This window comes from Mesorhizobium sp. M1163 (assembly GCF_040318415.1).
Classification (GTDB): Bacteria; Pseudomonadota; Alphaproteobacteria; order Rhizobiales; family Rhizobiaceae; genus Mesorhizobium.
The window spans coordinates 52,525-73,549 of the sequence record NZ_JAMYMF010000001.1 but is presented as its reverse complement, the minus strand read 5'-3'; the positions used below and the strand labels follow the sequence as shown (position 1 = coordinate 73,549).

At 63.8% G+C, this 21,025-nt stretch carries 18 protein-coding genes; 2 read left to right on the top strand and 16 right to left on the bottom strand.

Features of this window, described 5'->3' with window-relative positions; genetic code table 11:
• Nucleotide 1: 1 nt before the first annotated feature.
• Nucleotides 2-1,489, top strand: coding sequence for an aldehyde dehydrogenase family protein (locus NKH43_RS00325; RefSeq protein WP_352856034.1), 1,488 nt, complete (start codon nt 2-4; stop codon nt 1,487-1,489).
• A gap of 246 nt (nt 1,490-1,735) precedes the next feature.
• Here NKH43_RS00325 and NKH43_RS00320 read toward each other — a convergent pair whose 3' ends face one another.
• The 16 genes from NKH43_RS00320 to NKH43_RS00245 all read right to left on the bottom strand — a co-directional run bounded on the left by NKH43_RS00320 (nt 1,736) and on the right by NKH43_RS00245 (nt 19,630).
• Nucleotides 1,736-3,445 (bottom strand): trimethylamine N-oxide permease, encoded by a 1,710-nt coding sequence (locus NKH43_RS00320; RefSeq protein ID WP_352856031.1) that lies wholly within the window; start codon nt 3,443-3,445, stop codon nt 1,736-1,738.
• A gap of 394 nt (nt 3,446-3,839) precedes the next feature.
• Complete coding sequence (locus NKH43_RS00315) at nt 3,840-6,209, bottom strand: trimethylamine N-oxide demethylase (RefSeq protein ID WP_352856029.1); 2,370 nt, start codon at nt 6,207-6,209, stop codon at nt 3,840-3,842.
• Between the two features lie 303 nt (nt 6,210-6,512).
• Nucleotides 6,513-7,142, bottom strand: a complete 630-nt coding sequence (locus tag NKH43_RS00310) for a sarcosine oxidase subunit gamma (RefSeq protein ID WP_352856026.1) — start codon at nt 7,140-7,142, stop codon at nt 6,513-6,515.
• Nucleotides 7,135-10,119: a sarcosine oxidase subunit alpha gene (locus NKH43_RS00305; protein WP_352856024.1), complete on the bottom strand. Its 2,985-nt coding sequence runs from the start codon at nt 10,117-10,119 to the stop codon at nt 7,135-7,137. Before NKH43_RS00305 ends, NKH43_RS00310 begins: the two co-directional genes overlap by 8 nt.
• Nucleotides 10,119-10,394 carry a sarcosine oxidase subunit delta gene (locus NKH43_RS00300; protein ID WP_023716760.1) on the bottom strand — a complete coding sequence of 92 codons (276 nt, stop codon included), beginning with the start codon at nt 10,392-10,394 and terminating at the stop codon, nt 10,119-10,121. The genes NKH43_RS00305 and NKH43_RS00300 overlap by 1 nt, the downstream gene beginning before the upstream one ends.
• A 17-nt stretch (nt 10,395-10,411) precedes the next feature.
• On the bottom strand, nt 10,412-11,665 hold the full coding sequence (locus tag NKH43_RS00295) for a sarcosine oxidase subunit beta family protein (protein WP_352856021.1): 1,254 nt from the start codon (nt 11,663-11,665) through the stop codon (nt 10,412-10,414).
• Between the two features lie 31 nt (nt 11,666-11,696).
• Complete coding sequence (glnT, locus tag NKH43_RS00290) at nt 11,697-13,004, bottom strand: type III glutamate--ammonia ligase (protein ID WP_352856019.1); 1,308 nt, start codon at nt 13,002-13,004, stop codon at nt 11,697-11,699.
• A gap of 34 nt (nt 13,005-13,038) precedes the next feature.
• Nucleotides 13,039-14,367, bottom strand: coding sequence for an FMN-binding glutamate synthase family protein (locus NKH43_RS00285; RefSeq protein ID WP_023673984.1), 1,329 nt, complete (start codon nt 14,365-14,367; stop codon nt 13,039-13,041).
• Nucleotides 14,368-14,373: 6 nt separating this feature from the next.
• Entirely contained in the window at nt 14,374-15,108 is a 735-nt protein-coding gene (locus tag NKH43_RS00280) for a GltB/FmdC/FwdC-like GXGXG domain-containing protein (protein ID WP_023716764.1), read from the bottom strand.
• A gap of 4 nt (nt 15,109-15,112) precedes the next feature.
• The gene (locus tag NKH43_RS00275) at nt 15,113-16,006 is read right to left on the bottom strand and encodes a class II glutamine amidotransferase (RefSeq protein WP_023716765.1); all 894 of its coding nucleotides are present in this window, start codon (nt 16,004-16,006) and stop codon (nt 15,113-15,115) included.
• Between the two features lie 95 nt (nt 16,007-16,101).
• Entirely contained in the window at nt 16,102-16,422 is a 321-nt protein-coding gene (locus tag NKH43_RS00270) for a hypothetical protein (RefSeq protein WP_352484121.1), read from the bottom strand.
• Entirely contained in the window at nt 16,419-17,048 is a 630-nt protein-coding gene (locus tag NKH43_RS00265) for a hypothetical protein (RefSeq protein ID WP_502906445.1), read from the bottom strand. The genes NKH43_RS00270 and NKH43_RS00265 overlap by 4 nt, the downstream gene beginning before the upstream one ends.
• A 309-nt stretch (nt 17,049-17,357) precedes the next feature.
• A complete protein-coding gene (locus NKH43_RS00260) occupies nt 17,358-18,758 on the bottom strand; it encodes an APC family permease (RefSeq protein ID WP_031193329.1) in 1,401 nt (466 codons plus the stop codon).
• Between the two features lie 15 nt (nt 18,759-18,773).
• On the bottom strand, nt 18,774-18,935 hold the full coding sequence (locus tag NKH43_RS00255; RefSeq protein WP_352856017.1) for a hypothetical protein: 162 nt from the start codon (nt 18,933-18,935) through the stop codon (nt 18,774-18,776).
• A gap of 18 nt (nt 18,936-18,953) precedes the next feature.
• Nucleotides 18,954-19,331, bottom strand: coding sequence for a hypothetical protein (locus NKH43_RS00250; protein WP_023716770.1), 378 nt, complete (start codon nt 19,329-19,331; stop codon nt 18,954-18,956).
• Nucleotides 19,332-19,342: 11 nt separating this feature from the next.
• A complete protein-coding gene (locus NKH43_RS00245) occupies nt 19,343-19,630 on the bottom strand; it encodes a hypothetical protein (RefSeq protein ID WP_352856014.1) in 288 nt (95 codons plus the stop codon).
• A 248-nt stretch (nt 19,631-19,878) separates the two neighbouring features.
• Here NKH43_RS00245 and NKH43_RS00240 point away from each other — a divergent pair, with 248 nt between their 5' ends.
• A complete protein-coding gene (locus NKH43_RS00240) occupies nt 19,879-21,012 on the top strand; it encodes an aminomethyl transferase family protein (RefSeq protein WP_352856011.1) in 1,134 nt (377 codons plus the stop codon).
• The last annotated feature ends 13 nt before the right edge of the window (nt 21,013-21,025 follow it).

Here is a 21,025-nt window from a genome sequence, read left to right as displayed (position 1 = left end):
CATGACCATAGCTCAGGCACCGCTGCGGCTGCCGATCGACGGACGCCATCGCCAGATGTTCATCGGCGGTGGCTGGGTCGATGCCCGCTCCGGCCGGACCATGGAGACCCGCAATCCTGCCACCGGCGCGGTCATCGCCACGGTGCCGCGCGGAGACCGCCTCGACATCGACTTGGCGGTGACTGCCGCCCGCAAGGCGTTCGAGGGACCGTGGAGCCGGCTCAGACCTTACGAGCGGCAGGTACTGCTGCTGAGGATCGCCGATCTCTTCGAAAAGAACTGGGAAGAGATCAGCCTCTCCGACACCACCGACATGGGTATGCCGATCGTGCGCACCCGCGCCAATCGCAACCGCGTCATCGGCATGCTGCGCTATTATGCCGGCATGGCGACGGCGCTGCACGGCGAGACGATCGAGAACTCGCTGCCCGGCGAAATCGTCTCCTTCACCCGCAAGGAGGCGGTCGGCGTCGTCGGCGCCATCATTCCCTGGAACGCGCCGACCGCCGCGTCGATCTGGAAAATCGGCCCGGCGCTGGCGACCGGCTGTACCATCGTGCTGAAACCATCGGAAGAGGCGCCGCTGACGCCACTGCTGATCGCCGACATCATGAACGAGGCCGGCGTCCCGGAAGGCGTCGTCAACATCGTCACCGGCACCGGCACCGAGGCGGGCGCCGCACTCGCCGAGCACATGGGCGTCGACAAAATCGTCTTCACCGGCTCGACGGCGACCGGCCAGTCGATCGTGCGCGCCTCGGCCGGCAACCTCAAGCGCGTCTCGCTGGAGCTTGGCGGCAAGTCGCCGGTCATCGTCTGCGCCGATGCCGATCTCGACAAAGCGGTGCCGGTGGCCGCGATGTCGGTGTTCGCCAATTCCGGCCAGATCTGCATCGCCGGTTCGCGCCTTTTCGTCGAACGCGCGGTCCATGACGAGTTCATCGAGCGTCTCGCGGCATACGCCAAGGGTCTCAGGGTCGGCGACGGCATCGACCCGGCGACCGAGATCGGCCCGCTCGTCTCCGAAAAGCAGTTGCAACGGGTCACCGGTTACCTCGAGGCCGGTACTGCAGAAGGGGCGAAACTCGTCACCGGAGGCACCCGGCTTGTGGAAGGCGCGCTTGCCGCCGGCAATTTCGTCGCGCCGACTGTCTTTGCCGGCGTCTCGGACGATATGAAGATCGCGCGCGAGGAGATCTTCGGGCCGGTGATTTCAGCCTTGCCGTTCGATACGCTGGACGAGGCGGTCGAGCGGGCCAACAACACGCCTTACGGCCTGGCTGCAGGGGTCTTCACCCAAAATCTCGCCACCGCCCACCGGCTGTCGCAAAAGATCCGCGCCGGCTCGGTCTGGGTCAACACCTATCACGCCATCGATCCGGCCGTGCCCTTCGGCGGCTACAAGATGAGCGGCTACGGCCGCGAGGGCGGCGCCGAACACCTTGACGAATATCTCAACACCAAGGGCGTGTTCATCAAGATCGATTGAGCCAGAATAGGCCCAGAAACGAAAAACCGGGTCTCGGGGCGAATCAGCACCATGACGGGATTAGTAGCATAGCTGCCGGCACAAAGCAAGAACAAAATGCAAGCGATCGAGCGCGCATCGCGCGCCCAATCCGTAGAACGGTTCATCGTTTCACGGAAACGCCGAACCGCTCTATTTTTTGTTTTGAGGCAATTCCGGCCGGAAAACCGTTCACACCTTTTCCTGGAATTGCTCTCAAGGCAAGCCTCAGATGACGAACAGCCAGTTGGCGAGCAGCATCACCGCGACGCCGGCGATCAGCGTCAGGTAGGGCAGCATGCCCGCCTTTCGCACTGCGAGGTCGGACGAGTTCATGCCGAGATCGGCCAGCATGTGGTCGGGGAACTTGCCTTTGTCCTGGATGTAGTGCCGGAAGCAGAACACCGGGATGATCAAGGCGGCCGTGATCAGCCCGGCCCACAATGCCATCGGGTTCCAGACCTTGGCTCCGGCGCCCATGAAGACCGCGTTGACATAGGCAAAGATCGCGCCGAGGCCGAGCAGCCAGCTCGGCGCCTTCCAAGGCCGCGCGATGTGGCCATTGTCGATGCGGTGGATCCAGCCGGCGTTGAGGTTGAGGAAATTGAAGATGATGTAGCCGCAATTCGACACCGCCAGGATGAAGAAGAAGCTCGTCGCGTCGGCCGAGGCGATGGCCAGCACGATCAGGTTGAAGATCAGGTCCGTCCACATCGCCCGCGTCGGCGCGCCGTGCTCGTTGACATGGCTGAGGTAGCGCGGCAGCCAGCCATCGACCGAACCCTGGTAGAGCGTGCGCGAGGAGCCGGCCATCGCCGTCATGATGCAGAGCACCAGCGCCAGGATCATCAGCATCACCAGCAGGCTGTGGATCAACTGTCCGCCGCCGACCATGCCGGCCAGCGCGTCGGCAACGCCGGAGCCGTCGACGATCGGCGTCGCCAGCATGCCGTTCAAGCCGAGCACGCCCTGAAAGGTGAATGGCACCAGGATGAACAGCAGCATGCACAACAGGCCGGAATAAAAGATCGCCTTGAAGGTATCTGTGCCGGGGTTCTTGAACTCGGAGGTGTAACAGACGGCGGTCTCGAAACCGTAAGTTGACCAGGCCGCGATGAACATGCCGCCGAGCACCAGCGTCCAGCCGGCGATGTTCCACGCACCGGGCTCCGGCGCGTAGGCTGCCGCGAGCGGCACCAGCGGCGAAAAGTTTGCCCAGTTGATCTGGCCGGTAACGATCGGCACCACGCCGACGATCAGCATCGGGATGATGACCAGCAGGCCGATATATTTCTGCACATTGGCGGTGCCCAGGATGCCGCGATGCTGGATCGAAAAGATGATCAGCATCAGCACAGCGCCGATGAAGAAGGTTGCGTTGAAGGTGAAGGAAACCGGGCCCAGCGTGTGACCGTAGAGCGTCCAGTTGCGGATCGCCGGCGTCGCCGCCGCAGTGACCGCGGTGATGGCGTCGGCGGCGCTGGTTCCGGCATGGGCCGCGATATAGGCGGCGACCTCCGGCGAAGCGTCGGTGAACAGCGGCACCGGCGCCAGCGCGTTGAGGATGTAGGCGGCGGCGATCGAGCAGCCGAGCGACAGCACCGGCGACCAGGCGAACCAGTTGCACCACACCGAAAGCGGCGCGATGAATTTCGAATAGCGCAGCCACGCGGTGGCGCCATAGATCGAGGCGCCGCCGGACTTGTTCGGGAACAGGCCGGCGATTTCCGCATAGGTGAAGGATTGCAGGAAGCCCATGATCATGGATGCGGTCCAGATCATGAAGGCCAGCGTTCCGGTGGTGCCGGCAATGCCGCCGATCGAAAACAGGACAAGGGCCGGAACGCCGCTTGCCACCCAAAAGGCGCCGCGCCAATCGATGTTTCGGTGCAGCTGCCCTTTGGCAGGCGGCACCAGGGTGGTGACTATCGTGCTCATTTACGCGAATTCCCCATTTTTGATGTTCCCCATCGGCAACAGCCGCAATCTCGCGAGGCGTCATCGACGCTCACGTTGAACGGCCCAAGCGTTTCCGCTCAGTAGTATTTTATTCTTAGCAGTGAAGATTGACCCAACGCGCTTTCAGGTCAAGCGGTTTGTGACGCTGTGCACATTGCGCTTGTGAAACAGTCGAGCTTCGTTGGCGCTGCCGACGGGTGCGGTCTTTCCTTCTCCCCTTGTGGGAGAAGGTGGCCGAGCGTAGCTCGGTCGGATGAGGGGTGTTCCAGCTTGGCAAAACCGCACTTCGTCCAGCGCGCCTCAACCGTCTCGGCGCTGCGCGCCGATCCACCTTCTCCCACAAGGGGAGAAGGGAAGAACCGGGCAGCGTCGATCAGGAGCGCGGCCTGGTCTTCTGCGGATCGTAGTGGGCAATGGCGACGACGCGCGCCGGCAGCCGCTTGCTGTGGCCGTCGAGCTTGCCGATCTCGACCTCGGTGCCGATCGCCGAATGGGTGACGTCGAGCCTGGCCAGCGCGATGGTCTTGTTCAGCACTGGCGAGCGCATGCCGGAGGTGACGACGCCGATCTGGGCGCGACCGACATGCACGCAATCGCCGTGGCCGACCGCGACATTGGCGTCGATGTCGAGGCCGACCAGCTTCTTCTGCGGATTTTCCTTGCGTCGGATCAGCGCCTCGCGGCCGATGAAATCGTCGCTCTTGGTCTTCAGCGGCACGGTGAAGCCGATGCCGGCCTCGAACGGATCGGTCTGGTCGGAGAACTCGTAGCCGGCAAAGATCAGCCCGGCCTCGATGCGCACCATGTCGAGCGCCTGCAGTCCCATCGGCTTCAGGCCGTGCGGCTGGCCAGCCTCCCAGATGGCGTCGAACACCTTTTCCGCGTCGCGCGGATGGCACCAGATCTCGTAGCCGAGCTCGCCGGTGTAGCCGGTGCGCGAGACAACGACGGGAATGCCGTTGCCGCCGCCGATGCGGGCGACGGCAAAGCGGAACCACTCGAGCTCGTCGATCGACGGCTGCAGCGGCGAGGTCCAGATGATCTGCCTGAGAATGTCGCGGCTTTTCGGTCCCTGCACGGCGACATTGTGCATCTGGTCGGTCGATGAACGCACCAGCACGGTAAGGCCGAGTTTCGTCGCCATTTCGCGCAGCCATTCGCCGGATAGATCGTCGCCGCCAACCCAGCGGAAATTATCCTTGCCGAGCCGAAGCAGCGTGCCGTCGTCGATCATGCCGCCATGCTCGTAGCACATGGCGGAATAGACGACCTGGCCGACGCCGAGCTTCCTGATGTCGCGGGTCAGCGTATATTGCAGCAGCGCTTCCGAATCCGGGCCGGTGATCTCGAACTTGCGCAGCGGCGACAGGTCCATGATCACTGCATCCTGCCGGCAGGCCCAGTATTCGTCGATCGGGCCTTGCCTGGCGAAGGAATTGGCCAGCCAATAACCCTTGTACTCGACGAAGTTGCGGGTGTGCTTGGCAAAGCTCGAATGAAAGGCGGTCTCGCGGGTCATTTTCGGTTCCGAATCGGGCGTCATGCGTCTGGCGATCGCTCGCGAGAATTTGTGCTGGCCGGCATAGGTCCGCACATGGATGTCAGTCAGGTTCCAGCCATTGGCCGGCGTCGTATCGTCGGGGCAGGCGGACGAGACGCAGACGATATCCGTGAGCGCCCGCAGCAGCACATAGTCGCCCGGCCGCGACCACGGCTCATCGGAAACGACGACGCCATGCGCGTCGATGGCCGTGTTGAAGAAGAAGTTGATCGCCATCCAGCCGGCGCGGGGCGTCACACCCTTGTCGGCCAGCGCGCGGTTGAAATTCTCCGAGCAGTTGGGATGGCCGGGATAGCCGATGTCGTCGTAATATTTGGCCGCGCAGGCGAGCGCGAATGCATCGTGCCGGCCGCAAGTGTCCTGGATAACCTCGACCAGCGGCTCCATGTCCTGGTCATAATATTTCGAGTGCAGCCCGGGCATCGGATAGCTCGAACCCATCAGCGTGCGCGTCGTCGTCACGTCGAGCGGATGATCGCGGCCCTTGTCCAGCTTGCGCGCCGAAAAGCACTGGAAGTCGGTGCATTGGCGCCCGTCGACATCGATGATCTGCAGATAGTCGCCGGCTTTGACGAAATAGGCTTCCGCCGTCGCCGAATGGACGCGCAGATCGAGCACCGGATCGGCCAGCGGGTCGGCAAGCCGCGACTTCGCAGCTGGACGGATCGTGGCGCGGCGCAGGATGACGCTGAGCGGCGTTGCGGTATCGTGGCCGTCGACCAGCATCGGACCGCCGGGGGCAGCGACGAGCATCGAGCCGTCGCGGGCGATCGCAAAGCTCTGTTCGGTGCCGGCAGGGGTGGAGCCGCCGAAGACGCGGACCGCCTTTGCCTGATCTAGCTGTACCTGGCGACGTTCGAGGCCTCGGCGTAAGGAAGCGAGGCTATCGTCGCTATCGGCCAGCAGCGCCTTAATGCCGGCGGCATTGCTGTTCGATTTTTCGCCGAGAATACCGGGATCGGTTACGCCGGTGCTGTCCCATACCAGCAGCTCGCAGGCCTGCCCGCCCTCGACATTGCGCACAGTGATGCTGTCGCCGGCCTCGACCTCGATCAGCACCGCGCCATTGCCCTGAACCGAATAGCGCTCCATCCCGGCCGGCAGCGCGATCTGGCCTGGCCGCAGGATCAGACTCGGCCGGGGCGGTCCGGCGGCGATTACGGGGTAGGGCGACTGGCTCATCTCAACCCTGGTTTCGAGAAACAAGTTTGCCTGTGCGTGAAATTATTTTAGCGGGAAGAATAGGGCAGAAGAGCCGGAGTTGGCAAGGTGAAGGTGGCACAAGCTCCCCCTTCTCCCCTTGGGGGAGAAGGTGTCGCCGAAGGCGACGGATGAGGGGTGTTCCAGGGAACGCCAGCCTCTCACTCCGCTGGAACACCCCTCATCCGTCTCGGCGCTGCGCGCCGATCCACCGCCCTGGGGCGAGCCACGGGTCTCGTCCCGTCCTTCGGACCCCACAAGGGGAGAAGGGAAGACGCGCCAAGGCTATGCCAATTCCTCGGAATGCCCGATGTCGACGCCATACTCCGCGGCGGCATCGAGCATCGTCTGCCACAGGCTTTCGGCAAACGTCGCGAACACCAGGAGATTGAACACCGCCTGCCTATCCGGCCGGTCATGGCCGCGCCACAGATTGACGCTGGTATGGTCGATCGATGTCGCGGCAGCGGTGCCGGCCGGGAACGCCGCCGGGTGCAGGTCTAACGACGACAGTTTGGCCAACATCGCGCGCGCCTTTTCTCCCGAAACGCTGATCAGGACGCGGGCATGCGACTGGTCCGACAGCGAGGCGGATTGCGAGAACGCCTGGCTCAGCGGTTCGATCGCGTGCTTGGCGCCTTTCGACAGGACGAGGAACTGATCCGGTCCCGACCAGATCAGCGTAGCGTCGGGAACTTGGACCGCCTTGGGCGTTTCCGGTGCGGCAACGTCGAAACGGGCCTGGGCAGCTTTTGCCAGCTCCGCCGTTTTGCCGCGCCGCGCCATCACCTGGATCAGGTCGAAATTGCGGATTTCCGTCAGCCAAACGCCGGCCTCGGTGCCGCGCGCGCCATGGGCGCCGACGACGAGCGCTTTCTCCAGCGGACTGCGGGCAATCCAGGACAACTCAACCACGCTGGCGCCCTCCATCCGGATCGTAGAAGACGGGGCTGCACAGCTCGACATCGTAGTCCTCGCCGCGCAGCGGGTCATGCGCATGGACGATCTCGCCGATGCGCTCGCGGCCGCGCTCGACCAGGCCAAGCCCGATCCACTGGTCGAGCACCGGCGAGAAGCAGACCGAGGTGACGTAGCCCTGGTCGTTGGCGGGACCGGGCGTCTCGCCCTTCGGGATAATATGCGCGCCGGAACGCAGGCGGCGCGTCTTGTCGACCGGCTTGATCCCGACGACGACCTGCCGGTCCGGCGCGACCAGCGCCTCGCGCCCGGCCATGACGCGGCCAATGAAATCCTTCTTGGTCGACATCATCTTGCCGAGGCCGAGGTCGGCGGCCGTCGTCGTGCCGTTCAGCTCCGGCCCGGCGACATGGCCCTTTTCGATGCGCATGACGCCGAGCGCCTCGGTGCCGTAGGGCGTAACGCCGAATGGCTTCCCGGCCAGCATCAAATTGCGCACCAGCGCGTCGCCGTAACGGGCGGGAACCGAAATCTCGAACGCCATCTCACCGGAGAACGAGATGCGGAACAGCCGTGCCCTGGTGCCGCCGCGAAGCGATACCTCGCGCGCCCCCATGAACGGAAAACCTTCATTCGACAGATCCTCGGCCGGATCGACGATTTCCCGGAGCAGGTCCCGGGTCCTAGGTCCAGCGATCGAGAATTGCGCCCACTGGTCAGAGACGGAGGTGAGCTGGACGTCGAGCTCAGGAAATAGCACCTGCCGGCAGAATTCGAGATGCTGCATCACCAGCCCGGCCTTGGCGGTGGTGGTGGTCAGGAAATAATGGTCCTCGGCCAGCCGCGAGGTGGTGCCGTCGTCATAGACGATGCCGTCCTCGCGCAGCATCAGCCCGTAGCGGGCTTTTCCCACGGCAAGACTGGAGAAGGTGTTGATGTAGACGCGGTCGAGGAAAGCGCCGGCGTCCGGGCCGTGCACGTCGATCTTGCCGAGCGTCGAGACGTCGCAGAAGCCGACGCCGGAGCGCACCGCCTTGACCTCGCGCGTCACCGATTCCAGCCAGTCCTTTTCGCCGGCGCGCGGATACCATTGCGCGCGCTTCCACAGGCCGGTGTCGACGAACACCGCGCCCTGTTCGGCTGCCCAGTGATGCGACGGCGTCAGCCTCGTCGCATGGAAGTTCTCGTCGCGATGATGGCCGGCGAAGGCGCCGATAGCGACCGGCACATAGGGCGGGCGGTAGATCGTCGTGCCGGTCTCGGGAATGGATTTGCCTGACAACCCAGCCATGATGGCGAGGCCGGCGACGTTCGAGGTCTTGCCCTGGTCGGTGGCCATGCCGAGCGTCGTATAGCGCTTCAGATGCTCGACCGATTCGAAACCCTCGCGCTGCGCCAGTTCGATGTCGGACGCCGTGACATCGTGCTGGTAGTCGACAAAGGCTTTGCCCTTGCCGGCGACATGCCAGAGCGACGTCAGCGAAAACGCCTCATCGTCGGCGACCGGCGGCGTGCCGGCATTGCCGCTGCGCCCGGCACTCTGTGCTGCCGCCGCTCCTGCGGCAAAGCCCTGGCGCAGGCAGTCGCCCAGCCCGAAGGCGCCGTTGGCGGCGCCTGCGGCCATCATGCCCGGAGGCGCACCGTCCGGGACGAAGGCTGCGATGTCGTCCTGCCATTTCGGCCGGCCGCGATGGTAGGAGGTCAGCCCGATCGCCGGATTCCAGCCGCCGGAGACGGCAAGCCCGTCGGCTTCGACTTCCGCCCGTGCGCCGCCGGTCAGCGAGATCGCGATTTTCCGGACGCCGTCCTTGCCGCCTTCGACCTCGTTGACCGAGCCGCTGAGCACCGGAAAGCCGGCCTTGGCGGCGAGCGCGCGATGCGCGGCGGAGACGTCCGGGCGCGCATCGACGACCGCCGCGATCTGCAATCCGGCGGCGAGCGCGGTCTCGACCGTGCGCCAGCCATCCGTATTGTTGGTGAACAGCGCGATCCTCTTTGCCGGCGCCGCCGCGTAGCGCGCGACATAGGTCCGCATCGCCGAAGCCACCATCACGCCGGGCGTGTCGTTGCCGGCAAACACGATCGGCCGCTCGATGGCGCCGGCGGCAACGACGCAGCGCCTAGCCACGATCCGCCATAGCCTTTGGCGCACCTGGTGCTCTGGCGGGGAGGGCAGGTGGTCATTGACCCGCTCGATCGCGCCATAGGTGCCGCCATCATAGACGCCGAACAATGTCGTGCGGTTCATGATGCGGACATCGGGGAGTGCTGCGAGTTCGGCCAGCGTGCGCGAAATCCATTCGGCCGCCGGCAGGCTGTCGATGGTGCCGCCGTCGGCAAGCAGACGGCCGCCGAACGCAAAATCTTCCTCGCACAGGATGACACGGGCGCCGCTGCGCCCGGCCGCCAATGCCGCCGCGAGCCCGGCCGGGCCAGAGCCGGCGATCAGCACGTCGCAATGCGCCCACGCCTTGTCGTAATGGTCGGGATCGGCGACGCCGGCGGCGCGGCCGAGACCGGCGGCTCGGCGGATCGCCGGTTCGTAGACCGCTTCCCAGAATTTCGCCGGCCACATGAAGGTCTTGTAGTAGAAGCCGGCGACGAAGATCGGCGCAAACAGCTGGTTGACCGCCATCAGATCGTGGCGCAGCGACGGCCAGCGGTTCTGGCTGGCGGCCTCGAGCCCGTCGTAAAGTTCGGCCGTGGTCGCCTTGGTGTTCGGCTCGCGCCGCGCTCCGCTGCGCAGTTCGACCAGCGCGTTGGGCTCCTCCGACCCGGCGGTCAGGATGCCGCGCGGGCGATGGTATTTGAACGATCGGCCGATCAACTTGACGCCATTGCCAATCAGCGCCGAGGCCAGCGTGTCGCCTTGGAAGCCGGCAAAGCTCTTGCCGTCGAAGCGGAAGCTCAGCGGCGCGGCGCGATCGATGAGACCGCCGCTCTCCAGCCGGTGTGTCTGCGCAGGGCCAACCATCAGGCGCCCACCTTGGCGGCGCCAACGCCCGCAGCCGGCTCGACCGACGAAATCTCGTGCGTCAGCGTGTTGCGGGCGACCTTCAGCCAGGCCCGGCAGCCGCCGCCATGATACCAGTATTCGCTCATCGGCCCGGCGACATTGTCGCGCAGATAGACATAGTCGAAGACCTCGTCTTCGGAGGAGCCGGCCGCCGGACGCACCGGCCTGGCGTCGCCCAGATAGGTGAACTCGCCGAGTTCGCGTTCGCCGCAGAAGGGACAGACAATGCGCATGCTTCTTCAGCCAGCCTTCAATGCAGGTTCGGTTGGGCGCCCTGGCCCTTTTCGTCGATCATCGCACCTCGCCGGAAGCGGTCGAGACGAAAGCGAGTAGCCTCCTTGTGCGGCTCGTCGCGCGCCAGCAGATGGGCAAAGACCAGGCCGGAGCCGGGCGTCGCCTTGAAGCCGCCATAGCACCAGCCGGCGTTGAGATAGAGCCCGTCGACCGGTGTTTTGTCGATGATCGGCGAGCCGTCCATCGACATGTCCATGATGCCGCCCCACTGACGCAGAAGCCGTATCCGGCCGATCATCGGCATCAGCGCCATGCCGCCTTCGCAGACGTCTTCCATGACAGGCAGATTGCCGCGCTGGGCGTAGGAATTGTAGCCGTCTATATCGCCGCCGAAGACCAGGCCGCCCTTGTCGGACTGGCTGACGTAGAAATGCCCGGCGCCGAACGTCATGACATTGGGGATCAGCGGCTTGATCGCCTCGGAGACGAAGGCCTGCAGCACATGGCTTTCGATCGGCAGCCGCATGCCGGCCATCGCCGCGACGCGCGACGAGGAGCCGGCGACCGCCATGCCGACCTTGGCCGCGCCGATCCTGCCGCGGCTCGTCTCGACGCCGGTCACCTTGCCGCTGCCGTCGCGGATAAAGCCGGTCACTTCGCAATTCTGGATGATGTCGACGCCGAGCGCGCTCGCCGCATGCGCGTAGCCCCAGACCACGGCATCGTGTCGTGCCGTGCCGCCGCGTCGCTGCAAGAGGCCGCCCTGCACCGGGAAACGTGCGTTGTCGAAGTTCAGGAACGGCATCATCTTCCTGACCGCCGTCAGATCGAGCAGTTCGGCATCGATGCCGTTGATGCGCATGGTGTTGCCGCGCCGTGCGTAGGCGTCGCGCTGCGCGTCGGAATGGTAGAGATTGATGACGCCGCGCTGGCTGACCATGGTGTTGTAGTTGAGGTCCTGCTCCATCCGTTCCCACAGCTTCATCGACAGCTCGTAGAAGCCGGTATTGCCGGGCAGCCCGTAATTGGAGCGGATGATGGTGGTGTTGCGGCCGGCATTGCCGGAGCCGATCCAGCCTTTTTCCAGCACCGCGACATTCCTGATGCCGTACTCGCTGGCGAGGAACCATGCCGTCGCCACTCCATGGCCGCCGCCGCCGATGACCACCACGTCGTAGTGGCTCTTCGGGCTGGCGTCGCGCCAGGTGCGCTGCCAGTTCTTGTGGCCGGAAAATGCCGCCCGGGCGAGGGAGAAGATCGAGTATTTCATGAACCTGTTTCGCGCCGGGCGTGCTTCCGGATCAGATGTCGAGCGTGTGGTCGCGCTCCCACTGGGTGAAGTGGGAAGCATAGGAATTCCATTCCTGTTGCTTGAGCTTTAGATAGGCCGACGAGAATTCCTCACCCAGCGCCGCCTTGAGCGATTTGTCGTTGTCGAACTCGCGCAATGCGTCGAGCAGGTTGAGCGGCAGCTTCGGCGCCCCTTCGACCGTATGGCCGAACTGGTACATGTCGATGTCGTAGCGCCGGCCGGGATCGGCCTTCGAGCGGACGCCGTCGAGCCCGGCGGCGATGATCACGGCCTGCAGCAGATAGGGGTTTGCCGCGCCGTCGGGCAGGCGCAGCTCGAAGCGGCCGGGGCCGGGCACGCGCACCATGTGGGTGCGGTTGTTGCCGGTCCAGGTCACGGTGTTCGGCGCCCAGGTGGCGCCGGAGATGGTGCGCGGTGCGTTGATGCGCTTGTAGGAATTGACCGTCGGGTTGGTGATGGCGGCAAGCGCGGAAGCATGTTTCATGATGCCGCCGAGGAAATTCCTGCCCTTGGCCGACAGGCCGAGTTCCATCGCATTATCGGCAAAGACATTGGTCTTGCCGTCCCTGTCCCAAACCGAGATGTGGGCATGGCAGCCATTGCCGGTCAGGCCCTGGAACGGCTTCGGCATGAAGGTCGCGCGCAGGCCGTGCTTTTCGGCAACGGATTTCACCATGAATTTGAAGAAGGAATGCTTGTCGGCGGTCGCCAGAGCATCGTCGAAGGCCCAGTTCATCTCGAACTGGCCGTTGGCGTCCTCGTGGTCGTTCTGGTAGGCGCCCCAGCCGAGCGCCAGCATGTGGTCGCAGATCTCGGCGATCACGTCGTAGCGGCGCATCACCGCCTGCTGGTCGTAGCAGGGCTTCGACGCCGTGTCGTATTCGTCCGAAATCGTCTTGCCGTCCGGCGAGATCAGGAAGAACTCGGCCTCGACGCCGGTCTTGATGTGCATGCCGTCGCCGGCGGCCTCGGCGATCAGCCGCTTCAGCGTGTTGCGCGGCGCCTGCTCGACCGATTTGTCGTTCATGATGCAGTTGGCGGCGACCCAGGCGACTTCGGGCTTCCACGGCAACTGGATGACCGAATCCGGATCCGGCACGGCCAGCATGTCGGGATGCGCCGGCGTCAGATCGAGCCAGGTGGCAAAACCGGCAAAGCCGGCACCGTCCCGCTGCATGTCGGCGATCGCCTGCGCCGGCACCAGCTTGGCGCGCTGTCCACCGAACAGGTCGGTGTAGGATATCATGAAATATTTGACGCCCTTCTCCTTGGCGAAGGCGGCGAGATCGTTCCCCATTATAATTCCTCGCTTACTGGCATTTTGGTTTGTCTTAGAAGCCGTTCTTGCCCGGTATCCAGTTGGTGCCGGCCAGCGGCACGCCGGCCATGGCGGCGGCTTCGATCGTCAAGGCGACCAGATCCTCGGGCTCGAGATTGTGCAGGCTGTTCTTGCCGCACGCGCGGGCGATTGTCTGAGCCTCAAGTGTCATCACCTTAAGATAGTTCGCCAGCCGTCGTCCGGCCGCAATCGGATCGACCCGTTTCATTAGCTCGGGATCCTGCGTGGTGATGCCGGCCGGGTCGCGACCCTCATGCCAGTCGTCATAGGCGCCGGCGGTGGTGCCGAGTTCGTTGTATTCCGCTTCCCAGCGCGGGTCGTTGTCGCCGAGCGCGACAAGCGCTGCCGTGCCGATAGACACCGCGTCGACGCCCAGCGCCAGCGCCTTGGCGACATCGGCGCCGTTGCGGATGCCGCCGGAGACGATCAACTGTACCTTGCGGTGCATGCCGAGATCCTGCAGCGCCTGCACAGCCGGCCTGATGCAGGCGAGCGTCGGCTGGCCGACATTTTCGATGAACACTTCCTGGGTTGCGGCGGTGCCGCCCTGCATGCCGTCGACGACGACGACATCGGCGCCCGACTTGACTGCAAGCGCGGTGTCGTAATAGGGCCGCGCGCCGCCGACTTTGACGTAGATCGGCTTTTCCCAGTCGGTGATTTCGCGCAGTTCGAGGATCTTGATCTCGAGATCGTCCGGCCCGGTCCAGTCGGGATGCCGCGAGGCCGAGCGCTGATCGATACCCTTCGGCAGCGTGCGCATTTCGGCAACGCGGTCGGAAATCTTCTGGCCAAGCAGCATGCCGCCGCCGCCTGGCTTGGCGCCCTGGCCGACGACCACTTCGATAGCGTCGGCGCGGCGCAGATCGCGTGGATTCATGCCGTAGCGCGACGGCAGATACTGGTAGACCAGCGTCTTCGAATGGCCGCGCTCTTCCTCGGTCATGCCGCCGTCGCCGGTGGTGGTCGAGGTGCCGGACAGCGTCGCGCCGCGGCCAAGCGCCTCCTTGGCCGGCCCGGACAGTGAGCCAAAGCTCATGCCGGCAATGGTGATCGGGATTTTCAATTCGATCGGTTTCTTCGCATAGCGCGAACCGAGCACGACGCTGGTGTCGCAGCGCTCGCGATAGCCTTCGAGCGGATAGCGCGAGATCGAGGCGCCGAGGAACAGAAGATCGTCGAAATGCGGCAGCTTGCGCTTGGCGCCGGCGCCCCTGATATCATAGATGCCGGTCGCCGCGGCGCGACGGATCTCGGAAAGCGTGTAGTCGTCGAAGGTCGCGGATTTGCGCGGCGTCGTCGGCGGGTTGCGATAGGTCATGCTGCCTCAATACGCATCGGCGTTGTCGATATTGAAATTGTAAAGCGTGCGCGCCGAGCCGTAGCGCTTGAACTCCGCCGCCTTGACTCCGGTCACGCCGGCACGGTCGAGCAGGTTTTGCAGCAATTCCAGGTGTTCGGGCCGCATCTCCTTGGCGATGCAGTCGGCGCCGAGGCTTTCGACCTTGCCGCGCACGAAGAGCCGCGCCTCGTAGATGGAATCGCCGAGCGCATCGCCGGCATCGCCCAGCACCACGAGGTTGCCGGATTGCGCCATGAAGGCCGACATGTGGCCGATATTGCCGTGGACGACGATGTCGATGCCTTTCATCGAAATTCCGCAGCGCGACGACGCATTGCCTTCGATGACCAGCAGCCCGCCCCGGCCGGTGGCGCCGGCATACTGGCTGGCATCGCCTTTGACGACGATCTGGCCGGACATCATGTTTTCGCCAACGCCGGGCCCGGCCGAACCATGCACGGTGATGGTGCCGCCGTCGTTCATGCCGCCGCAATAATAGCCGACGCTGCCGCGGACATCGATGGCGACCGGCTGGTCGACGCCGACGGCGACCGAATGGCTGCCGCGCGGATGCAGTACCTCCCAGGCGGTCTCGTTCGAACCGGGAGCCAGATCGTGCAGCGCCTGGTTGAGCTCCCGCAGCGACATTTCGGCCAGGTCGAAGACCCTCGATGCCTGGCCCGGCTCGCGCGCGGCCTTGGAGAGGTTAATTGCCGGCATAAGATCAATGCTCCCAGAAATAGACGGTTGCGGGCTCGGGTTCCCAGACCTTCGCATTGTCTATGCCGGGCAGTTTGGTCAGCGCACGATATTCCGAGCCGAAGGCGACATACTGGTCGGTTTCGGCCATCACGGCGGGCTTGCAGGCGATCGGATCGCGCACCACGCCGAAGCCGTTCTTGGTGCCGACGACGAAGGTGAAGAAGCCGTCGAGGTCGCTCAGCGTGCCTTCCAGCGCCTCGCCGAGGTTCTTGCCATGCGCCATCTGCGAGGAGAGATAGGCGGCCGCGACTTCGGTGTCGTTCTCGGTCTCGAATGTCATGCCTTCGCGGATCAGCTCGCGGCGGACATTGTTGTGGTTGGACAGCGAGCCATTATGCACCAGGCACTGGTCGGCGCCGGTCGAGAACGGATGCGCGCCCATCGTCGTCACCGCCGATTCGGTCGCCATGCGGGTATGGCCGATGCCGTGCGTGCCGGTCATCTCGCGGACGCCGAACCGATCGACGACCGCTTCCGGCAAGCCGACTTCCTTGTAGATCTCGACGACGTCGCCGGCGCCCATGATGCGGATGTCGGGGCGCAGCGCCTGGATCGCCTCGCGCGCTTCGTCGATCTTGGCAGGCGTCGTCCTGACCACCGCATGCGTCGACTTCGCAGCCAAGCTCACCGGCGCGCCGATCGCCTTGGCGAGGTCGGCGTCGAGGCCGCGGAAATCGCGCTCCGGCTTGGCCGACTGGATGGTGATCTTGGCTTCATTGGAAGACGCGCCATAGATGGCGATGCCGGCGCTGTCGGGACCGCGATCGCTGAGCGAGATCAGCATCTCCGACAGCATCGCGCCAAGCTGGGGCTCAAGCGACTTGTCCTTCAAAAACAGTCCGACGATTCCGCACATGTCAGGCTCCGAGATTTGTTTCCTTGGAGATGTATCGAATGAGTCCCGGGAATTCAATTAGTATGAAAAAAATTTTCCTGTCGTTATATATCGGCTCAGGCGCTGCCGGCCGCACTATCGCTGCGCTTGCCGCCATTGTGAACCCATTTGGCATGGCGGACGCGGGCGATCTTGTAGGCATCCAGGATCGACAGGGCATAGATCAGGAAGCCGCCGGCATGCCGGCCGATGAAGCTGGCATCCGGCGGCGCGATCTTGGCGGTGACCCAGGCCAGGATCACCATGAAAAACAGGAACTGCAGGCCGCGCACCGGCACGCCTAGCACGACATGCCCGCTCGCCGGCAAGACGATCGCGGCGCCGAGAACCAGATACGGGTTCGGTGGCGCGGGGGAGGTGGTGCTCTGGCTGCTCATGCCGCTTGCCGTTCGCTTTGATTGATGGCATCGCGCAGTGCCGACGCCGACGACAGCAGCCTCTCGACCAGCGCCGGATCGAGCCTGACCGTGCCGAATTCGGCTTGCCGGAACACGCCATAGCGCGCCCGCTCGGCCTCGGCCAGCAGCCAGACGATGCGCACGCCGTTCGGCGTGATCAGCAATTCCTTGGCGCGCCCCTCGACAAAGACATCGAGGTGGTCGGCGATAATGGCGTCAGGGAAGCGCACGCCCTTGCGGTCGCTCCGCAGCACCGCTTCGGCTGGAAATCCCGCCGCCTTCGGCAGTGTATGGTCGAGATGATCGAAATTGGAAAAAGTCGTCGGCGATCCTGGCCGCATCATCATGTCGAAAGTGCCTGGCACCGCGACTTTTTCGTTGATCGAAACGCTCAGCCAGCGCGCTGGCAGCTTCCTGATCGCCAGCGTGTCAACGATGGTCCGTACCTGCACCCGCCGGCCGTTCCACGAGCCGGCGAAGGTGACGACGCCGGCGGTGCCGTCCGAGACGTTGGCCACGTCGGGAATGATTTCGCGAAGTCCCGCTTCGTCGGCGGCAAGCGCGGTCGAAGCCTTGTTGCGGTTGGCGCGCGCAAGCCAGGTCATGTGGAGGACGAGAGCCAGGGCAACCGCCCCGGCGAGCAATGCTGAGATCACCTAACGCACCTCGTCACGCAAATGCCCGCCCCGTTTTGGAGCAGGGCTATTGCGTATGGAGTCCCCCTCATCCGGCCGCTTCGCGGCCACCTTCTCCCCGCTGGGGAGAAGAGGCTGGCATCAACGCTGGCGACCTCCTCTCCCCTTGGGGAGAGGTCGGATTGCCCCGAACTGCCCTTCGCAATTCGGTTGGCAATCCGGGTGAGGGGGCACTTTCCCATATGCGATTGCGTTTTGGGGTGAGCCTCCTTACTCCTGTCAGTACCCCTGCGGTTTCGGCCACGGCATGGTGAACTGGGCACCGCGGCGCACGAATCTGTAGCGGTAGAAATGGAACCAGAGCGAGATCAGGAAGTAGAAGGCGACCATGGCGATCAGCTGCGAGCCGAAGCCGAGGAAGATCGCAAAGAAGGTGACCACGCAAAGGCAGAACAGCACGATCGCCGGCAGCGGATGGAAGGGATGGGTGTAGCCGCGGCGGATCGAGCCGAGCGGCCACTTCTTCCTGAACATGATGATGTTGATGCTCATGAAGGTGTATTGCAGCACGCCCGACAGGATCGAGAAGGTGATCGCCTGGTTGAGGTCGGCGATGAAGGCAAAGGCCAGCGCGATCGGCAGCAGGAACAGGATCGAGCGATAGGGCGTGCGGTATTTCGGATGCACCGCCGAGAACCAGGTCGGCAGATAGCGGTCGCGGCCGAGCGAGAACCAGGCGCGCGCGGCGTCGTTGATGCAGCCATTGGCCGAAGCAAGTGCAGCAAGCAGCGTCGCGATGAACAACAGGTTCTCCAGCAGCGGGCTGCCGGTCAGCTTGCCTGCGTCCCAGAGCGGATAATAGGTGATGCCGAGATATTCCCAGGGCATCAGCGAGGCGCAGACATACCAGGTCATGGCGGCGGCGATCAAAAGCGTAATCATGCCGGCCATCGTGCCGTAAGGCAGCGAGCGCGCCGGCGAGCGAACTTCCTCGGCGGCCTGCGTGGTGCCCTCGATGCCGAGATAGTACCAGATGCCGAACTGGAAGGCGGCGATGACGCCGATCCAGCCATAGGGCAGGGCGTTGCCGGGGGTGACCAGCTCGTTCAGCTTGAGCACGGCGCCTTGCGTCCACGGGCTGACCGAGAAGAACAGGATGACGATCGAGACATAGGCGATGGCGGTGATGACGAAGTTTACGTTGAGCGTCATCAGCACGCCGCGATAGTTCAGCCATGCCAGCACGACGATGGTCGCGGCGATGAAGGAATTGTGGTTGAGGCCTTCGACGCCGGCCTTGGCGACGATCGTGTCGCCGAGCAGGATAGCGTCCGACACTTCGAGCATGGTGTAGGCAAAGACCAGGAACAGCGCGACGTTGAAGGCCATCAGCGGCCCGACAATGTGCTTTGCCTGCGCATATTGGCCGCCGGCGGCGGCAACCGTTGAGGTGACTTCGGAATCGATCATGGCGACCGAGGTGTAGAGCAGGCCGACGATCCAGCAGACGATCAGCGCCGCCAGCGCGCCGCCCTTGTCCGCCGCGAAATTCCAGCCGGTGAATTCTCCGACCAGAACAATGCCGACGCCGAGTGCCCAGACATGGGCGGGGCCGAGCACCCTGAGCAGCGAAACCCTGTCGCCTTGCACTTGCACTGCCGGTTCAAGCGTGACCGTCATCGTTCAATCCCCTACTCAGATCCGGTGTTTTTCGGACACGGCTTCAAGTTCGCCTTCCCTGGACGAGGTCAGCACGTCTTCGGAAAATGTCGTGTCGATCTTGAACCAGTCGTAGAGCATCCACAGCGCGAGCATGATCGAGATGCCCCAGCATGCGTAAGAGAGTGCCACCCACATGACGATTCTTCCCCGGTTTTATTTGTCGTCGAATTTTTCGTTGATGACGTCGCGGTATTCGCGGTCCGATGCGCGGAACAGAAAGATGAAATAGCCGATCAGCACTGCGGCCATGATGATCAGCGTCGGCCAGTCGATGATGTAGTGGAACCGGTTCTGGATGATGTCGTGCGCGGTTTCCGGCGTGTAGCCGAGCTTTTCCCAGATCGAGGCCATGGTCGGGTTCTGGCCGAGCGCTTCCCACGTCTTGGCGTCGAGCGCGTCGATGGATTTTGCCGCCCCTGCCAGCCCCAGTTTCAGCGGCAGCCACAGCGCGACAAAAATCGCGACCACGACGACGGCGATATCGAAAACCTGTCCGGCCTTGCTCTGTTCGGGCGGTGTGTAGCGGGCCATGCGTCTCCCCCTCAGGACTTGCGGTTGCGGTAAGCGTCGGCATTCTTGATGTCGAGGCCATAGATGAAGTCCTTGTCTTCCTTGTAGTGGTTGACCATCGCCAGGATGGCGGCCGTGTTGAAGATCAGCACCGCGGCGGCAGCGACCGCGACGACTAGCTTGATGCCTGCGTCGGGGATGTACGGCCATGTCATGAAGAGGACGAAGAGGATCGTCGCCCACAGACAGACGATCAGGAGCACCGATCCACGAAGGTCGGAACGGTACAGGGCTTCAATGCGCTGCTGCATGCCGGACATCGGTTCCCCTCCATCGCTCTCTTTCAAGAGAGTGAAATTTTTTTCATAACTTCAAGCCGAACTCCGCAATTGTCAAGACGATTTTACGCAACGTTAACTGTTTGTTTGACCAGCCTGATTTTGCCTGACAATGAAATTATTTGCTTGCGGGTATTGCAGGCTCTCGGCGTTTGCGATCAATATTCGGGCAACGCTCCCGCCAGGGAGCAGGGGAAAGCAAGAAGTTTTTTCGAACGGAGGACCAGCGGATGACGGCATCCTGGAGATTTTCGGCCCTTGCGGACCGCCATCGCGCGCTCGGCTCGAAGCTCGAAGACTGGAGCGGCATGGGCACCGCGTGGACCTACGACAAGGACGCCGACGAAGAGTATATCGCCATCCGCACCAAGGCCGGCCTGATGGACGTGTCCGGCTTGAAGAAGGCCCACATCACCGGGCCGCACGCCTCGCACCTGATCGACCTGGCGACGACGCGCGACGTCGAAAAGATCTATCCCGGCAAGTCGGCCTATGCCTGCATGCTGAACGAGGCCGGCAAGTTCACCGACGACTGCATCCTCTACCGCACCGGCCCGAATTCCTGGATGGTGGTGCATGGCTCGGGCACCGGCCATGAAGAGCTGCAGCGCGCTTCGGTCGGTCGTGACGTGTCGCTGCGCTTCGATGACAATCTGCACGACCTTTCGCTGCAAGGCCCGACCGCCGTCGACTATCTGGCAAAGCATGTGCCGGGCATTCGCGACCTCAACTATTTCCATCACATGCAAACGCAGCTGTTCGGCTTGCCGGTGATGATCTCGCGCACTGGCTACACCGGCGAGCGCGGCTACGAGATCTTCTGCCGTGGCCAGGACGCCGGCACGATCTGGGACAGGATCCTCGACGAGGGCAAGAGCGCCGGCATCATCCCGTGCCGCTTCACCACGCTCGACATGCTGCGCGTCGAGAGCTACCTGCTGTTTTACCCCTACGACAATTCGCAGAAATACCCGTTCGAGAACGAAGGCCCCGGCGACACGCTGTGGGAGCTCGGCCTCGATTTCACCGTCAGCCCCGGCAAGACAGGCTTTCGCGGCGCCGAGGAGCATTATCGCCTCAAGGGCAAGGAGCGCTTCAAGATCTTCGGCGTGCTGCTCGAAGGCAAGGAGCCGGCCGACGAGGGCGCGCCAGTCTATCGCGACGGCAAAAAAGTCGGCGTGGTGACCTGCGCCATGTATTCGCCGCTGGTCAAAAAATCGATGGGCATCGCCCGGCTCGACGTCGACTGCGCGGTACAAGGCACCAGGCTCGAGATCCGCAACAAGAGCGGCGCCATCAGCGCAACCGCCGAGCCGCTTCCGTTCGACGATCCGAAGAAGACCAAGCGCACGGCGAAAGGCTAGGCATACTGCGGGT

Coding starts and splice junctions, on each gene's coding strand:
- NKH43_RS00325 (WP_352856034.1), top strand. CDS start 2: ATGACCATAGCTCAGGCACCGCTGCGGCTGCCGATCGACGGACGCCAT.
- NKH43_RS00320 (WP_352856031.1), bottom strand. CDS start 3,445: ATGAGCACGATAGTCACCACCCTGGTGCCGCCTGCCAAAGGGCAGCTG.
- NKH43_RS00315 (WP_352856029.1), bottom strand. CDS start 6,209: ATGAGCCAGTCGCCCTACCCCGTAATCGCCGCCGGACCGCCCCGGCCG.
- NKH43_RS00305 (WP_352856024.1), bottom strand. CDS start 10,119: ATGGTTGGCCCTGCGCAGACACACCGGCTGGAGAGCGGCGGTCTCATC.
- NKH43_RS00300 (WP_023716760.1), bottom strand. CDS start 10,394: ATGCGCATTGTCTGTCCCTTCTGCGGCGAACGCGAACTCGGCGAGTTC.
- NKH43_RS00295 (WP_352856021.1), bottom strand. CDS start 11,665: ATGAAATACTCGATCTTCTCCCTCGCCCGGGCGGCATTTTCCGGCCAC.
- glnT (WP_352856019.1), bottom strand. CDS start 13,004: ATGGGGAACGATCTCGCCGCCTTCGCCAAGGAGAAGGGCGTCAAATAT.
- NKH43_RS00285 (WP_023673984.1), bottom strand. CDS start 14,367: ATGACCTATCGCAACCCGCCGACGACGCCGCGCAAATCCGCGACCTTC.
- NKH43_RS00280 (WP_023716764.1), bottom strand. CDS start 15,108: ATGCCGGCAATTAACCTCTCCAAGGCCGCGCGCGAGCCGGGCCAGGCA.
- NKH43_RS00275 (WP_023716765.1), bottom strand. CDS start 16,006: ATGTGCGGAATCGTCGGACTGTTTTTGAAGGACAAGTCGCTTGAGCCC.
- NKH43_RS00270 (WP_352484121.1), bottom strand. CDS start 16,422: ATGAGCAGCCAGAGCACCACCTCCCCCGCGCCACCGAACCCGTATCTG.
- NKH43_RS00265 (WP_502906445.1), bottom strand. CDS start 17,048: ATGACCTGGCTTGCGCGCGCCAACCGCAACAAGGCTTCGACCGCGCTT.
- NKH43_RS00260 (WP_031193329.1), bottom strand. CDS start 18,758: ATGACGGTCACGCTTGAACCGGCAGTGCAAGTGCAAGGCGACAGGGTT.
- NKH43_RS00255 (WP_352856017.1), bottom strand. CDS start 18,935: ATGTGGGTGGCACTCTCTTACGCATGCTGGGGCATCTCGATCATGCTC.
- NKH43_RS00250 (WP_023716770.1), bottom strand. CDS start 19,331: ATGGCCCGCTACACACCGCCCGAACAGAGCAAGGCCGGACAGGTTTTC.
- NKH43_RS00245 (WP_352856014.1), bottom strand. CDS start 19,630: ATGTCCGGCATGCAGCAGCGCATTGAAGCCCTGTACCGTTCCGACCTT.
- NKH43_RS00240 (WP_352856011.1), top strand. CDS start 19,879: ATGACGGCATCCTGGAGATTTTCGGCCCTTGCGGACCGCCATCGCGCG.